This window comes from Brevundimonas fontaquae (assembly GCF_017086445.1).
Taxonomy (GTDB): Bacteria; Pseudomonadota; Alphaproteobacteria; order Caulobacterales; family Caulobacteraceae; genus Brevundimonas; species Brevundimonas fontaquae.
Window position 1 is genome coordinate 3,236,251 of sequence record NZ_CP070968.1, and the last position, 14,436, is coordinate 3,250,686.

At 66.6% G+C, this 14,436-nt stretch carries 15 protein-coding genes and 1 riboswitch; of the genes, 6 read left to right on the forward strand and 9 right to left on the reverse strand.

Features of this window, described 5'->3' with window-relative positions; translation table 11 throughout:
- Positions 1-2: 2 nt before the first annotated feature.
- The 5 genes from JX001_RS15845 to JX001_RS15865 all read right to left on the reverse strand — a co-directional run bounded on the left by JX001_RS15845 (position 3) and on the right by JX001_RS15865 (position 5,725).
- A complete protein-coding gene (locus JX001_RS15845) occupies positions 3-2,471 on the reverse strand; it encodes a S9 family peptidase (RefSeq protein ID WP_205681734.1) in 2,469 nt (822 codons plus the stop codon).
- Between the two features lie 282 nt (positions 2,472-2,753).
- On the reverse strand, positions 2,754-3,599 hold the full coding sequence (locus tag JX001_RS15850; protein ID WP_205681735.1) for a ribokinase: 846 nt from the start codon (positions 3,597-3,599) through the stop codon (positions 2,754-2,756).
- The gene (locus tag JX001_RS15855) at positions 3,596-4,576 is read right to left on the reverse strand and encodes a nucleoside hydrolase (protein ID WP_205681736.1); all 981 of its coding nucleotides are present in this window, start codon (positions 4,574-4,576) and stop codon (positions 3,596-3,598) included. The genes JX001_RS15850 and JX001_RS15855 overlap by 4 nt, the downstream gene beginning before the upstream one ends.
- A gap of 49 nt (positions 4,577-4,625) precedes the next feature.
- The gene (cuyB, locus tag JX001_RS15860; protein WP_205681737.1) at positions 4,626-5,303 is read right to left on the reverse strand and encodes a cysteate racemase; all 678 of its coding nucleotides are present in this window, start codon (positions 5,301-5,303) and stop codon (positions 4,626-4,628) included.
- On the reverse strand, positions 5,300-5,725 hold the full coding sequence (locus tag JX001_RS15865) for a winged helix-turn-helix transcriptional regulator (RefSeq protein WP_205681738.1): 426 nt from the start codon (positions 5,723-5,725) through the stop codon (positions 5,300-5,302). The genes cuyB and JX001_RS15865 overlap by 4 nt, the downstream gene beginning before the upstream one ends.
- 86 nt (positions 5,726-5,811) lie before the next feature.
- On the opposite strand from JX001_RS15865, the gene JX001_RS15870 reads away from it, so the two are divergent.
- Entirely contained in the window at positions 5,812-6,546 is a 735-nt protein-coding gene (locus tag JX001_RS15870) for an SDR family NAD(P)-dependent oxidoreductase (protein WP_205681739.1), read from the forward strand.
- A 70-nt stretch (positions 6,547-6,616) separates the two neighbouring features.
- Here JX001_RS15870 and JX001_RS15875 read toward each other — a convergent pair whose 3' ends face one another.
- The 4 genes from JX001_RS15875 to JX001_RS15890 form a co-directional block, all read right to left on the reverse strand.
- Entirely contained in the window at positions 6,617-6,856 is a 240-nt protein-coding gene (locus JX001_RS15875) for a DUF3253 domain-containing protein (protein WP_205681740.1), read from the reverse strand.
- A 14-nt stretch (positions 6,857-6,870) separates the two neighbouring features.
- Positions 6,871-7,869: a D-cysteate sulfo-lyase gene (gene cuyA / locus JX001_RS15880; RefSeq protein WP_205681741.1), complete on the reverse strand. Its 999-nt coding sequence runs from the start codon at positions 7,867-7,869 to the stop codon at positions 6,871-6,873.
- Between the two features lie 95 nt (positions 7,870-7,964).
- The gene (locus JX001_RS15885; RefSeq protein WP_205681742.1) at positions 7,965-8,495 is read right to left on the reverse strand and encodes a hypothetical protein; all 531 of its coding nucleotides are present in this window, start codon (positions 8,493-8,495) and stop codon (positions 7,965-7,967) included.
- 155 nt (positions 8,496-8,650) lie between these two features.
- A complete protein-coding gene (locus JX001_RS15890) occupies positions 8,651-9,043 on the reverse strand; it encodes a DUF4260 domain-containing protein (protein WP_241004689.1) in 393 nt (130 codons plus the stop codon).
- 56 nt (positions 9,044-9,099) lie between these two features.
- Here JX001_RS15890 and JX001_RS15895 point away from each other — a divergent pair, with 56 nt between their 5' ends.
- From JX001_RS15895 to JX001_RS15915, 5 genes are all read left to right on the forward strand, one after another.
- Positions 9,100-9,717, forward strand: coding sequence for a TetR/AcrR family transcriptional regulator (locus JX001_RS15895; protein ID WP_205681743.1), 618 nt, complete (start codon positions 9,100-9,102; stop codon positions 9,715-9,717).
- Positions 9,718-9,772: 55 nt separating this feature from the next.
- Positions 9,773-10,603 carry a TIGR02587 family membrane protein gene (locus JX001_RS15900; protein WP_205681744.1) on the forward strand — a complete coding sequence of 277 codons (831 nt, stop codon included), beginning with the start codon at positions 9,773-9,775 and terminating at the stop codon, positions 10,601-10,603.
- A gap of 4 nt (positions 10,604-10,607) precedes the next feature.
- Positions 10,608-10,985: a hypothetical protein gene (locus tag JX001_RS15905; protein WP_017506465.1), complete on the forward strand. Its 378-nt coding sequence runs from the start codon at positions 10,608-10,610 to the stop codon at positions 10,983-10,985.
- Between the two features lie 16 nt (positions 10,986-11,001).
- Positions 11,002-11,111: riboswitch (TPP riboswitch) on the forward strand.
- Positions 11,112-11,252: 141 nt separating this feature from the next.
- Positions 11,253-13,082: a phosphomethylpyrimidine synthase ThiC gene (thiC, locus tag JX001_RS15910; protein ID WP_205683225.1), complete on the forward strand. Its 1,830-nt coding sequence runs from the start codon at positions 11,253-11,255 to the stop codon at positions 13,080-13,082.
- A gap of 41 nt (positions 13,083-13,123) precedes the next feature.
- A complete protein-coding gene (locus JX001_RS15915; RefSeq protein WP_205681745.1) occupies positions 13,124-14,428 on the forward strand; it encodes a hypothetical protein in 1,305 nt (434 codons plus the stop codon).
- Positions 14,429-14,436 lie beyond the last annotated feature (8 nt).

Sequence of the window (14,436 nt, forward strand, 5' to 3'; positions counted from 1 at the left end):
GCTCAGTTCGCGGCTGGCTTCGGCGGGGCGTTCTTCACATACTGGTCCAGCCAGCGGGTCATCTCCCACAGGGTGTGGCCCACGGATTCCCGCGCGCGGTATCCATGCGCCTCCAGCGGCAGGGTGACGTAACGCGCCGTCGCCCCCAGCCCCTTCAGCGCCGCATAGAAGCGCTCGGACTGCACCGGGAAGGTGCCCGAGTTGTCGTCCGCCTCGCCGTGGATCAGCAGGATCGGCTCGTTCAGCTTGTTCGCATAGGTGAAGGGCGACATCTCGGTATAGATCTCGGTCGCCTCCCAATAGTTGCGCTGCTCGGACTGGAAGCCGAACGGCGTCAGGGTGCGGTTATAGGCCCCCGACCGCGCGATCCCGGTGCGGAACAGATCGCTGTGCGCCAGCAGGTTCGCGGTCATGAAGGCGCCGTAGCTGTGGCCGCCGACCGCGATCCGGTCGCGGTCCGCCACGCCCATGCCGACCACGGCGTCGACCGCGGCCTTCGCATCGGCGACCAGCTGCTCGACATAGGTGTCGTTCGGCTCGGCCCCGTCCTTGCCGATGATGGGCATGGAGGGGTTGTCGAAGATCGCGTAGCCCTGCGTCAGCAGGAACAGGTGGCTGGACCCGCCGGGCCGCACAAAGCGGTTCTGCACGTCCACCGTCTGGCCCGCCACCGCCGCATCGGTGAACTCGGCCGGATAGGCCCACATCAGCAGCGGCAGCGGCCCGTCGCGATCCTTGTCGTAGCCGGCCGGCAGATACAGCGTCCCCGACAGTTTGACCCCGTCGGCCCGCTCATAGGTCACCAGCTGCCGCGTCGCCTCGGCCAGCTGCGGCGCCGGATCGGGGAAGTTGGTCAGCCGCGTCGTCTGGCCCGTCGTCAGATCACGGATCTGCAGGTTGGGCGGATCCAGCCGCGTCTCGCGCTGCGTCACCACCCGCTTGCCGTCCGCATCCAGGAAGCCGACCACGGCCTCGTAGTCCGTATTGGCCGAGGTCCACAGCCGTTCGCTGCGTCCCGTCGCCGGGTCCATCGCGGCCAGGAACGGGAACTCGCCCTGCGGCGTGGCGCCGGCGCCTGACATCAGGATGCGCCCCTGCGGATCGAAGCGGATCACCGACCGGCCCTGCGCATTCGGCTGGGTCACCGGCTGGCCCGGATTGTCGTAGCGCGCCTGATAGTTCCGCTCCAGCAGCACCCGGCCCTCGCCCGGATTGGACGGATCCACCACGAAGCGCGTCTCATGCCGGGTGTTGAACCAGCGACTATTGACGATGGCCAGGTCGTCCCGGCCCCAGACGACGCCGCCAAACCGTTCCTTCAGGTCGATCAGCTTCACGGGCTCGGCCGTGAACGGCGCGGCCTGCATGAAGACCCGGTCCCGGAACTCGGCCGCCTTGCGGATGTCCCCGCCGTCCAGCGCCTCCACCCAGGTCAGGGTCGCCGGCGCATCGGCCCGCCATTCGACCGAGCGCGGCCCCGGCGCCACGGCGTCGAAGGCGGTCGGCACATCGTCCCTCAGCGGCAGGTCGGCGACCGTGCGCACCACGCGACCGTTCATATCCGTCACCACGATCTCAGTCGGGAACAGGTCGTCCGGCACGACATAGCTATACGGCCGCTTGGCGATCTCATGCAGGATGTATTTGCCGTCCGGCGACACCGAACTGTCCAGATAGACCGCCGGCGCCCCGATCGTCCGTGCACGGCCGTTCAGCGGAACCAGGGTCAGCTGCGATGTGAAATAATGGTCGAACAGGGCCTCGTCGCCGGGGTTCGACAACAGGTCCTGATAGGTCCGCACCGGCGCGACCCGCCCGGCCGTCTCCTCGATGTTCGGCCCCGTGGGTGCGGCCGTCACGTCCGGCGCCGGACCGCGCCCCGCCGGGACCGCCTCGACCAGCAGGCCCGAACTGTCGGGCAGCCACTCATAACCCGTCCCGCCCGTCATATTGACCACCGGATCGGTCAGCTTCCTCGCCCGCGCCGAGGCCACGTCCACCACCCACAGCTCCAGCCCCGTCGGCCGGTCCAGCACGAAGGCCAGCGACTTGGCGTCCGGCGAGAACCGCGGCGCCGTGAACCGCGCGCCATCGGGCAAGGCCACGACGCGAGGTTGCCCCCCATCCACCGCCTGCAGGCTCAGACCCGTCAGCCACGCCACCCGGCTTTCGGCCGCGCCATTATTCCTCGGATTGATCCGCGTCCCCGCCAGCCGCAGCATCGGCTCGGCAAGGGCCTTGATGCTGGGCAGGTTGGACCGATCCATCAGCACCAGCGTCCGCCGATCCGGGCTCAGCATCGACGACGGCGTCGGCTTGGCGTCCAGGATGTCCGCGATCGGCGCCGGCGGCTGCTGATAGACCATCGGCCCCGCAGCCGGCGCCGCGTTCTGGGCTAACGCCCCACCCGCCACGCCGCTCAGCAGCACCGCCGCCAGAACCAGCCCAACCCCACGTCCACGCATCATCATCGTCTGAAGTCCCCACAAATCCCGAACCCAAGACCTACCCCCGCCCGCACGCCGACGCCAACCTGTTTTGGCGTTACAGTGTCACATGGCCGCTGATCTCACTTCTGTCCGCTCATCCCCGCTTTCGCGCGCATGCAGAGAGGACTGACGCCCTCAAATCGTCATTCCGGGACCTCGCGCAGCGAGGAACCCAGGACCAGCGCCTCGCTATGGAAACAGCAGGCATCCAGCTCCCACTCCTGGCTTCCGGGTTCGTCCTTCGGACGCCCCGGAATGACGACTTTAGAGGGCCAGCAGCGCCTCCACCTGATCGCGCTCCGGCGCCGACGGCTGCGCGCCCGGGCGGGTCGCGGCAAAGGCTCCGGCGGCGCAGGCGAAGCGCAGCGCCTCGGCCGGGTCCATGCCTTCCAGCAAAGCGACGGTGATGGCGGCGACGAAGGCGTCGCCTGCGCCCGTTGCATCCACCGCCTCGACGGCCGGCGGGGTCGCCCAGGCCATTTCGACGCCGCGCTGATACATGGCCGCGCCCCGTGCGCCCTTGGTGACGACCACCCGTCCCCCGCCCCGGTGCAGGCCGTCGCCATAGAAGGCCGCCTCGGTCTCGTTGACGACGATCAGGTCGGCGCGGCGCAGCAGCAGTTCCGACACCGGCGCGGCGGGCGCCAGATTGGCGCAGACGAAGCCTGTCGCCCGGCCCACCGCCGCCTCGACCGTCTCGATCGGCAGCTCCAGTTGCACGATCAGCGCGCCCTCGATCCGCTGCGGCAGCTGTTCAGGGGTGACCATGTGGTTGGCGCCGGCCGCGACCACGATCTGGTTCTCGCCGGTCGGATCGACGGCGATCAAAGCCACCCCCGTCGGGGCCGCCACATCGACCTCCACACCCGCCAGATCGACGCCCAGATCCTCCATCAGGGCCAGGGCCTCGCCGGCCATGGCGTCGTTCCCAACCCGGCCGATCAGACAGACCTCGGCCCCCAGCTTCTCGGCCGCCAGCGCCTGGTTGGCGCCCTTGCCGCCGGGATGCCGCGCCAGGGTCGCCCCCGTCACCGTCTCGCCCGGCGCCGGCAGCTGGGGCGCGGTGGCGACCAGATCCAGGTTGATCGAGCCGACGACGGTGATCCTCATGCGCCGGCCTCCAGCGCCTCAGCCTCCAGAGTTTGGGCCTTCAGCTTGGCGACGATCAGATCGAACACCCCTTGCGCGTCCGCCGCGACCGCCCAGCGATGCCGCGCCGTCGCCGGATCGATCCGGAACTCGACCGCCGTATGCCCGCGCGTCAGGTCCGAACCCGTCTCCACCTCGATCCGGCAGGGCTTCGTCTCGAACAGATCGGGCTTGATCAGCCAGGCGATGGGACAGGGGTCATGCAAGGGGGCGCCCCAATCGAAAGTGGGCCAGCCCACGATCTCGCGCTCCACCCGCTGCGAGAACCGCAGCGTTGACGCCGCCGCCCGCGCGGCCTCGCTGTCGATGGACTCTATCGCCACGATCCGGGCCTCGGTGGCGCGCACCTGATGGGTCGCATCCAGGCCGAAGGCGACCACCTGACACCCCGATCCGAACACCACCGCCGCCGCATCCGGATCGGCCCAGATGTTGAACTCGGCGGATGCGGTGACATTGCCGCCTTCCGACCGCGCCCCGCCCATGACGACCACCGGCCCCAGCCGCTCGGCCAGCCGCCGCTCACGCCGCATCGCCAGCGCCAGATTGGTCATCGGCCCCAGGACGGCGATGGCGACCGAGCCTTCGGGCCGGCTCATCACCAGATCGACGATGGCGTTCGCGGCCGGCCCGTCGCCGACGATCCCCGTCGGTTCGAACGGCTCCAGATCACCCAGACCCTCGACGCCGTGAAACGCGCCCGCCCCCGCCGGAGGACGTTTCAGCGGCCGCTCGGCTCCGCCGAAAACCGGCACGTCCTCGCGCCCGGCGATCTGGCGGATGATCCGCGCATTGCGCTGGGTCTTGGCGCCGGGGACATTGCCCCCGACCGTGGTGACGGCCAGCAGCTCCAGCTCGGGCGCGGCGAAGGCCAGAAACAGCGCCACGGCGTCATCCACGCCGGGGTCGCAATCGATGATCAGGGACTGAATAGACACCGCCCATGACTAGGCAGGCCGGCCGCGCGGAGCAAGCCGCAACCGCGCCTCAGCCCCGACACGCCTTCACACACGCTTGGGCCAGCACCTCCGCCGAATCCGTCAGGGGCGCGGCGGCGTCTTCGGCGCGCAGCAGCAGCGGAACCTCGGTGCATCCGGCGATCAGCCCATGCGCGCCCGCGTCCGCCAGGGCCTGCGCCAGCCGCGACATCCCTGCCCGCGCCGTCTCGCCGACATCGCCGCGCTTGACCCCATAGACCAGGCCCATGAAGGCCTCGCGGTCCGCGCCCTCCAGCAGCACCGTCTCGACCCCGCGCGCCGCCAGCGCCTGCGTATAAAGCCGCTCGCCCCCCGGCGTCGCCAGCACCCCGATCCGCCCCACGCCAGACGCGACCGCCGCGTCCGCCGTCGCCGCGATCATGTCGATGAAGTTCAGGCCCCGCGCCTCGCACGCCGCGCGTATCCCGCCCGCCTGTCCATGGGCGGTGTTGCAGGGCATGGCGATCACCTCGGCCCCCGCCGCCGCCAGCCCCTCGGCCATCCGCCCCAGCACCACCTCGGCCTCGCCCGGCCGGGTGTTGCGATCGGGAACCTGGGGGTTCAGGTCCATAACCACCCGGATGTGATCGGCGTCGCCTTCCGCCGGCGTCAGCGCCTGCACCCGCGCCAGAAACGCCACCGTCGCGGCCGGTCCCATGCCGCCGATGACGCCCAGAATTTTGCTCATGCGGCGGCGCCCTTGCCGTTCGACGGATCCCGCTGGGCGAACAGGCGCGTCACCTCGGCCATGTTCTCCGTCCCCCATGTGCATAGCGGCACCAGCGCCTGGGCCAGACTGACCCCCAGCGGCGTCAGCCCATAATCCACCCGCGGCGGCACCTCCTTGTAGTCGGTGCGCATGATCAGACCATCGGCTTCCAGCTCCTTCAGATGCTGGATCAGCACCTTGTCGCTGACGTCGCGTATCGCGCGACGCAGCGCGCCGTACCGGGTGGGACCGTCCTGCGCCAGGAAATAGAGGATCAACGGCTTCCACTTGCCGGACACGATCCGAAGTGTGGCGTCCAGCCCGCAGGTGAAGCCCGGCAAGGTCGGTGTGCAAACCGAGGTCGAGGGCGAGGCGGCGCTTTCGAGATCATCGCGTAACATTTTTCGACACTTACCAAATGGTGCATACTTGTCGATAGGTGGGCGGATCGTCAGCTCAGTGCAACCTCATTGAAGGAGAGCACATCATGAGCAGACTACACGGCAAGACGGCCGTCATCACGGGCGGCGGGAGCGGCATCGGGCTGGGCGCGGCCAGACGCTTCGTCCAGGAAGGCGCCTTCGTCTACCTCTTCGGACGACGCCAGGCTCAGCTTGAGGCGGCCGTCGCCGAACTGGGCGCTGACGCCCGCGCGATCAGCGGCTCGATCACTGACCCCGCCGACCTCGACCGACTCTATGCGACGGTGAAGGCCGAACGTGGCGGCCTCGACATCCTGTTCGCCAATGCAGGAACCGGATCGTTCGCGGCGCTGGGCGAAATCACGCCCGACCATTACGACCAGACCTTCGACGTCAATGTGAAGGGCACGGTCTTCACGGTTCAGAAGGCCCTGCCCCTGATGTCGGCTGGCGGCTCGATCATACTGACCGGCTCCAGCACCGGCGTGATGGGCACGCCCGCCTTCAGCATCTACAGCGCGACCAAGGCCGCGATCCGAAATCTGGCGCGCACCTGGGCGCTGGACCTCAAGGGGACCGGCATCCGCGTCAACGTTCTGTCGCCCGGACCGACCACGACCGAACTTGCGGCCGAAGTCCTGGGCGAAGAGGGCCTTGCCGCCATCGGCGCCTCCACCGTCCTGGGCCGCATGGGCGACCCGTCGGAAACCGGCGCCGTCGCCGCCTTCCTCGCCTCGTCGGACAGCAGCTTCATGACCGGCGGCGAAGTCTTCGTCGACGGCGGCCTGGCGCAGGTCTGAGCCGACGCATCAGGGCTTCGATCATCGGATCGAAGCCCTGATGCGCCTCGTTCCACAGTTTCCGGGCCGTTCATTTGCTCGCGCGCGCGATCCGATACGGTCCCGCACGCATCGCCAGCGGCCGCCCCTTCCAGCTCAATTGCACCGCGCCCTCATCCACCAGGGCGTCCACCGCAGCATGAACGTCAGGCATCGCCTCGCGCCACGCGCCGGCCTCGCCCGCGACCGCCCGCGCGACCTCGCTGGGGCAGACGGTGGCGTCCTCGGACCGGGCGGCCAGAAGCGCCAGCGTGGCCTCGCGCGGGTCCATGACGCGCGCCGCCTCTACAGCGCGCCTTCGATTTCGGTCTGATAGCCGAACAACCCCTGCGCCCCGCCGGTGTGCAGGAACACCACCGTCTCGCCCTTGAACCGGCCGGCGCGCGCCAGGGCGATCAGCCCCTTCATCGCCTTGCCGGAATAGACCGGGTCCAGCACGATCCCGTCCAGACGCGCGGCCAGGGTCAAGGCGTCGATCACCCCCTGGTCGATCAGGCCATAGCCCTCGCCGACATAGTCGCAGTCGGCGACCACCTGCTCGCGCGTCACCCGTCCCGGCTGCCCCAGCAGGGCCGCCGTCTCCTCGGCCAGTTTGAAGACGTTCGCCTCCTGCCTGTCCTTGGGCGCCCGCACCCCGATGCCCAGCACGGGAATGTCCGCCCCCATGACCGCCAGCCCGGCGACCAGGCCCGCATGGGTGCCGGCGCTGCCCGTCGCCGTCACGATCCGGTGGACCTCCAGATCCATCTCATCGGCCTGGACCACGATCTCGCGCGCGCAATCGACATAGCCCAAAGCACCCGTAGCGTTCGATCCGCCGCCGGGAATGACATAGGGCTTGCCGCCCCGCGCCCGCACCTCGGCGGCCGTCTTCTCGAGCTCGGCGACCATGTCCGTCCCGCTTGGCACGGTGCGCAGGGTCGCGCCGAACAGCCGGTCCAGCAGCACGTTGCCGTTGCCGACATAGTCCGTCGCCCTGGACCCCGTCCGATCTTCCAGAATGATCTCGCACGCCAGACCATGCGCCGCCGCCGCCGCCGCCGTCTGGCGCACATGGTTCGACTGCACCGCCCCTTGCGTCACCAGGGTGTCGGCGTCCGCTTCGAACGCCGCGCCCAGCAGGAACTCCAGCTTGCGGGTCTTGTTGCCGCCGCCGGCCAGGCCGGTGCAGTCGTCGCGCTTGATCCACAGATCCAGGCCCAGCTCTTCCGACAGGCGGGGCAGCGGCTCCAGCGGCGTCGGCAGATGGGCCAGGCGGATACGGGCGAAACGGGCGAGATGCATGGGACGGTTTCCTGTTCGCCGTCTTGATAGCCCGCGCCCGTGACATTCAAAAGCGCCAGACCCAAGCTGGCGGCCCCTACGCTCCGCCCTCGACCTCAGCCCGGCGCGCCGGCCTCGGCCACACGCGTCGGCGCGACGAAGGCGGCGTCGCACAGGGCCTGAGCGAAGGCGTGGGACGTGACCGCCTGGCGATCCATCAGGGCGTCCAGCACCCCGGCCCCCGCATCCACCGTCACGACCAGCGGATAACGTCCGACCACCTGACCGCCCTGCGCCGGATCGCGCAGTTCCGCCGTCGCCCGCATCCGGTGTTCGGCGCGATCGCCCGCCAGAATGGCCAGGCGCGGCGCGCGGCTCAGCGCCTCGACATGGATGCTCAGGTTCAGCCGATGCCGGCCATTGGCGCAGAAACCCATCTCGTTCAGCACCTCGTCGTTGAAGGTGTCGGCGAAGTCTTCCTCGGCGTCCAGCCAACTGGTCGTGGTCGTGACGCTGCCGATCCGCGCCTGCTCGGCCATGGCCGGCGACAGGGCCATCGGCTCGCCGCCGACATCCACCGAGGCGCAGGCCGTCAGTCCCGCGCACGCCAGAACCGCCAACAAGGCGGTCGTCTTGATCTGTTTCATGGTTCCCTCTCCCTAGAGGCCTTCACCAAGCATGACAAAAAATGAACCCCGCCTGAACGCTGTTCGACAAGCGCCCGGCATGATCCTCGTCCTCCCGCCAATGGCCTTCGGACAGTCTGGCTAACGACGGGCCTTTCCGATGCCACGCCGCGCGATCACGCCTCAGTGGACGCCGCCCTGCCGATGGGCCCCAGATGGGTCTGGTCGAACGATCCTGCGATCTTCAACCCATAACCGAGCATCCGATCCAAACCGATGTGCGCGCCCCAGATCAACGCCAGCGGCGTCAGCATGGGCGCCACCCACAGACCGGCCAGACCCAGCACCACCGGACCCGCCTGGCTGTGCGCCACATTGTAGGCCAAGGCCCCGATGCGGCCGCCGAACAGATAGCCCGCGAACGACAGGTCAGGCGCCAGGAAGGCCGCCGCAAACAGCCACCACGGCGCGCCGATATGGGCGTAGAGGCCGACGCACAACACCAGGATCGCTAGGCTTTCCAGCCTCAGCCAGTTCCGGATCGCGGGGACCGTCGTCATGCCGGTCATCAGGCGCTCCATATGTCCCGCTTGTGGGACATATGGATATGTCTCATGCATGGGACATGTCAACCGCACCCCCAAAGGTTCGCCCCCGCGATCGATCCGCGACCGAAACCGCCATCGTCGAGGCCGCCCGCCGACTACTCCTCCGCGACGGCTGGACAGCGCTGAATGTCCAGGCTCTGGCCGCCGAGGCGGCCGTGGATCGCAAGTTGATCTATCGCTATTTCACCGATCTCGACGGCGTGGTCGAACGCCTGGCCGCACGAGCAGACATCTGGCTGGGCCAGGCTCTGGCGGAACGGCCGCCGTCCATGGCGAGCACCTATCGCGACTTCATGCGCGAGTCGGTCCTGGCCTATCTGCATGTCCTGCGCACCCAGCCTCTGGTTCTGCGGATGCTGGCCTGGGAGATTGCGCAGGACACGCCGCTTCTGCGACGGCTGGAGGCGGCCCGGTCGCGCGTGATGCAGGACTGGATGGCCGCGCGTCGCCCTCAGATCGCTCTTCCTGCCGATGGGGACGCGGTCGCGCTGAACGTCATCGTTCTGGCGGCGGTTCAGCACCTGGCGCTGGCGGCTGACGCGCGGGGCCGCTTCGCCGGCGTTGAACTGGACGACCAGGGGTGGGCCCGGATCGAGGCCGCGATCGATCGCCTGATGCAGGTCTGGCCGGATTGATCGCCGTGGCGACGGGCGCCGGGAGCCAAAGCCGGCGCCCAAGCGTTGCCGCCGCATGACCGCCGCCGCGCCCCCTTTGGATCTGCAACGCGAGCGCGCCTATGTCCGCGATCTGGGCCGCGCCTTCGCCGGCGCCCTGGTGTTCAACATCCCGCTGTTGATGACGATGGAGATGTGGGCGCAGGGCGTGATCATGGACCGCTGGCGGTTGCTGACCTTCATCGTCGCCGGCCTGCCGCTGCTTTACGGCCTGGCCTATTACGCCGGCTTCTCGAAACGGCGCGGGCCGGTCAACGAAGCGCTGGACACCGCCGTGGCCCTGGCCGTCGGCTTCATCACCGCCTCCATGCTCCTGATCCTGTTCGGCGTCGTCGAATGGGACGCGCCGCCCCGCGAGGGCCTGGGCATGGTCGCGCTTCAGGCCATTCCCGGCGCCATGGGCGCGCTTCTGGCCCGGCGTCAGCTCAGCGGCGACGGCGGGGGCGACACCGATGAAGATCAGGCCTCCTATTTCGGCGAACTGTTCCTGATGGCGGCCGGCGCCTTGTTCTTCGCCCTGAACGTCGCCCCGACCGAGGAGATGATCCTGATCGCCTACAAGGCGACGCCCGCCCACATCCTGGCCCTGATCGCCGTCTCCATCCTTCTGCTCCACCTGATCGTCTTCAAGGCGGGCTTCGCCGGTCAGGAAGAGGCCGATCATCCGATCAAGGCCTTCCTGCATTTCACCCTGCCCGGCTACGCCATCGCCCTGACCGTCAGCCTGTTCACCCTGTTCCTGTTCGGCCGCACCGACGGCCATGCCGTCGCCGGCGTGGTCCAGACCATGGTCGTCCTGGGCTTCCCCGCCGCCATCGGCGCCGCCGCCGCCCGTCTGTTGGTCTGACCCCATGCCCACGAAGAAGAAGCCCGCCGCCTCGACCCGCCCTCTGTTGCAATGGGGCATGGCCTTGCTCGGCGCCGTCATCACCCTGACCGCCATCGGCATCGTGGTGTGGGAGGCGCTCCAGCCCACAGCCCCGCCCGCGCTCAGCGCCCGCATCGTCGCCGTGGACGTCACCGCCGCAGGCCAGGTCGCGACCGTCCGTGTCCAGAACGACGGCGACGACACCGCCGCCGCCGTGGATATCGAAGGGGTTCTGGGCGACCAGACCGCGACCGCCAGCCTGGACTACGTCCCCGGCCACGGCCACGCTAAGGCCTACCTCCGCTTCGACGCCGATCCGCGCGCGGCGGCCGTCTCGGTCAAGGGCTGGTCGGCGCCCTGAGCCTGGGTTATGGTGGCGACGTTCTCCGGGGGGTCGCAATCGAGCGGCTGAGATAGAGGTTTCTCCTCTGACCCGTCGAACCTGATCCGGGTCATGCCGGCGAAGGGATGAGTAACGCTATCGGTCCTGACGTCACAGGACCCCTCGCGCCCGACGTCGGCGGACCTCAAACCGTTTGAGGCCGCCATGAACATCCAAGTCACCCCGCCCGCCCTGCCCGAAGAGCCCAATGTCGAGTTGGCTCTGAAAGACGCCCGCGAGGAGGTCATGCGCGAGACCGGAACCATCCCCACCGGCGAACGCGCCGGCTCCCGCAAGGTCTATGTCGCTGGCGAACTCTACCCCGACATCCGGGTCCCCTTCCGCGAGGTCGCCGTCCACCCGAGCGCCAACGAGCCGCCGGTGACCATCTATGACTCCTCCGGCCCCTACACCGACCCCACGGTCACCATCGACATCAAGAAGGGCCTGCCCCTCGTCAAATCGAGCTGGCAGCTGGATCGCGGCGACATCGCCCCCGTCCTCAACCCGCGCGAAGTGAAACCCGAGGACAACGGCCACGCCTCCGGCCGCCACCTCGCCCCCCGCTTCGACGTCTCCAACCACAAGGTCTTCAAGGGCGTTGAAGGCCGCCCCGTCACCCAGTACGAATACGCCAAGGCCGGCATCATCACGCCCGAGATGGAATATGTCGCCATCCGCGAGAACCTGCGCCGCGAGCAGAACAGCCCCTGCATCCGCGACGGCGAGGACTTCGGCGCCAGCATCCCCGACTTCGTGACGCCCGAGTTCGTCCGGCAAGAGATCGCGCGCGGCCGCGCCATCATCCCGCACAATATCAACCACCCCGAGGTCGAGCCGATGATCATCGGCCGCAACTTCCTGGTGAAGATCAATGCGAACATCGGCAACTCCGCCGTCCTCAGCAGCGTCGACGACGAGGTGGACAAACTGGTCTGGGCCACCCGCTGGGGCGCCGACAATGTCATGGACCTGTCGACGGGGAGGAACATCCACAACATCCGCGACTGGATCATCCGCAACTCGTCCGTCCCCATCGGCACCGTGCCCATCTATCAGGCGCTGGAGAAGGTGAACGGCATAGCCGAGGATCTGACGTGGGAGGTGTTCCGCGACACCCTGATCGAACAGGCCGAGCAGGGCGTGGACTATTTCACCATCCACGCGGGCGTGCGCCTGCCCTTCGTGCCGATGACGGCCAAGCGGGTGACGGGCATCGTCTCGCGCGGCGGCTCCATCATGGCCAAATGGTGCCTGGCGCACCACAAGGAGAGCTTCCTCTACGAGCATTTCGAGGACATCTGCGACATCATGCGCGCCTATGATGTCAGCTTCAGCCTGGGCGACGGCCTGCGCCCCGGCTCCATCGCCGACGCCAATGACGAGGCCCAGTTCGCCGAGCTGCGCACCCTGGGCGAACTGACCAGGATCGCTTGGGCCAAGGGCTGCCAGGTCATGATCGAGGGCCCCGGTCACGTACCGATGCACAAGATCAAGCAGAATATGGACGAGCAGCTGAAGCACTGCCACGAGGCGCCCTTCTATACGCTTGGCCCCCTCACCACCGACATCGCGCCGGGCTATGACCACATCACGTCCGCGATCGGCGCGGCCATGATCGGCTGGTTCGGCACGGCCATGCTCTGCTACGTCACGCCCAAGGAGCATCTGGGCCTGCCGGATCGTCAGGACGTCAAGGACGGCGTCATCACCTACAAGATCGCCGCCCACGCCGCCGACCTGGCCAAGGGCCACCCCGCCGCCCGCCTGCACGACGACGCCCTGTCACGCGCCCGGTTCGAGTTCCGCTGGGAGGATCAGTTCAACCTGGGCCTGGATCCCGAAACCGCCCGCAAATACCACGACGCCACCCTGCCCAAGGAGGCCCACAAGACCGCCCACTTCTGCTCCATGTGCGGCCCGAAATTCTGCTCGATGAAGATCAGCCAGGACATCCGCGACGCCGCCGCCGCCCAGAACGACGCCGGCGCCTCCCTGTCGGAAGCCGAAGCCGGCATGGCGGAGATGTCGGCGAAGTTCCGGGCGGGGGGAGGCGTGGTGGAGGTGAAGGTGTAAACACCTAGACAGCGCTTTAGGCCGGGGCCAATAGTCTAGTCATGACCGCATCTAAACAAACCTACCGACTTCGCGACGTCTTCACGCCAGGCGGCTTGCCTTCGGTAACCTACGTCGGTCGTGAGCACCTTGACCTAGAAGGAAAGATTTCTAGAGCTCGTGCAAAAGGTTACGCTTTCAACGTCGTGACGGGACCTACAAAGTCAGGCAAATCAGTCCTTTGCCATAAAGTTCTAGATGACTCCCCCCTGATCGTCATCGAGGGCGGTCAAGTTAAATCTGAAGACCAGTTCTGGCAGCAAATAGCCTACAAATTGAACCTCGCTTCCGCCGCGTCTAAGGGCCGCGCGGATACTACAAGCATCACGACTACAGGTGAGGTATCTGGCGGAATACCCGGCATTTTGGGCGGCAAAGGAAGCGGTTCACTTTCGGATGCAGCGCAAGACTCATCAAGCCTAACCTACACGAACGTCCCAATCATCGCGTCACTTGACAAGATGATAAACGAAGAAATATCCCTGCTTGTTGACGACTTCCACTACCTAGATCATTCGGTTCAAAAATCAGTTATACAAGCTCTAAAGGGAGCCGTCTTTAAAGGACTTACTGTTTTTTTACTCGCCGTTCCTCACCGAGCATTCGATCCCATTACGGTGGAAAATGAAGTTGAAGGTAGGTTCAAGCATATCGAAATTCCTGAGTGGAGCATCGATGACCTAGTCCTCATTCCACAACGAGGTTTTGCAGCTCTTGGCGTTGCCGTCGATGATAAATCGATTAAGGAAATTTGCGACGAGGCCTTCGGGAACCCGCTCCTGGTCCAAGAGTCGTGTAGCGAATTCTGTCTTCAGAACGGCGTTGAGAAAACAGAGACAGAAAACCCTCCTAAAAAGCTAGATCGAAAAAAGCTATACCTAGCCTTCGGGGAGATCGCAGAGAGCAAGGGCTTCCCAAAGTATCAAAAGCTCAAAAAAGGACCGAATCCGAAGAAGGAACGGTTAGGCCGCAATTTAAAAGGTGGCGCTTCGGATGACATCTATTCCGTCATCATGTCTGCCGTGGCCAGCCTTGGACCTAAAGCCAGCACATCCTACATAGAAATTCGTGGCGCGATCAAAGAACTTCTTGCTGATGGAGAACCAACGCCGCAGAAGAACGAGATTACATCAGCTCTTGCACATATGAGTAAGATCGCAAAAGACAAAATTCAAGGTGAACCGCCTCTTGAATGGGTTAGAGGAGAAGATTCGCTCGTTATAACTGATCCATTTCTACTATTTTACATGAAATGGGCTATTAGAAACAAAGGCGCTCTAGAGGTGGTGCCTGATATGCTTCTCTAGAGACCGCA

Coding starts and splice junctions, on each gene's coding strand:
- JX001_RS15845 (WP_205681734.1), bottom strand. CDS start 2,471: ATGATGATGCGTGGACGTGGGGTTGGGCTGGTTCTGGCGGCGGTGCTG.
- JX001_RS15850 (WP_205681735.1), bottom strand. CDS start 3,599: ATGAGGATCACCGTCGTCGGCTCGATCAACCTGGATCTGGTCGCCACC.
- cuyB (WP_205681737.1), bottom strand. CDS start 5,303: ATGAGCAAAATTCTGGGCGTCATCGGCGGCATGGGACCGGCCGCGACG.
- JX001_RS15865 (WP_205681738.1), bottom strand. CDS start 5,725: ATGTTACGCGATGATCTCGAAAGCGCCGCCTCGCCCTCGACCTCGGTT.
- JX001_RS15870 (WP_205681739.1), top strand. CDS start 5,812: ATGAGCAGACTACACGGCAAGACGGCCGTCATCACGGGCGGCGGGAGC.
- JX001_RS15875 (WP_205681740.1), bottom strand. CDS start 6,856: ATGGACCCGCGCGAGGCCACGCTGGCGCTTCTGGCCGCCCGGTCCGAG.
- cuyA (WP_205681741.1), bottom strand. CDS start 7,869: ATGCATCTCGCCCGTTTCGCCCGTATCCGCCTGGCCCATCTGCCGACG.
- JX001_RS15885 (WP_205681742.1), bottom strand. CDS start 8,495: ATGAAACAGATCAAGACGACCGCCTTGTTGGCGGTTCTGGCGTGCGCG.
- JX001_RS15890 (WP_241004689.1), bottom strand. CDS start 9,043: ATGACCGGCATGACGACGGTCCCCGCGATCCGGAACTGGCTGAGGCTG.
- JX001_RS15895 (WP_205681743.1), top strand. CDS start 9,100: ATGTCAACCGCACCCCCAAAGGTTCGCCCCCGCGATCGATCCGCGACC.
- JX001_RS15900 (WP_205681744.1), top strand. CDS start 9,773: ATGACCGCCGCCGCGCCCCCTTTGGATCTGCAACGCGAGCGCGCCTAT.
- JX001_RS15905 (WP_017506465.1), top strand. CDS start 10,608: ATGCCCACGAAGAAGAAGCCCGCCGCCTCGACCCGCCCTCTGTTGCAA.
- thiC (WP_205683225.1), top strand. CDS start 11,253: ATGCGCGAGACCGGAACCATCCCCACCGGCGAACGCGCCGGCTCCCGC.
- JX001_RS15915 (WP_205681745.1), top strand. CDS start 13,124: ATGACCGCATCTAAACAAACCTACCGACTTCGCGACGTCTTCACGCCA.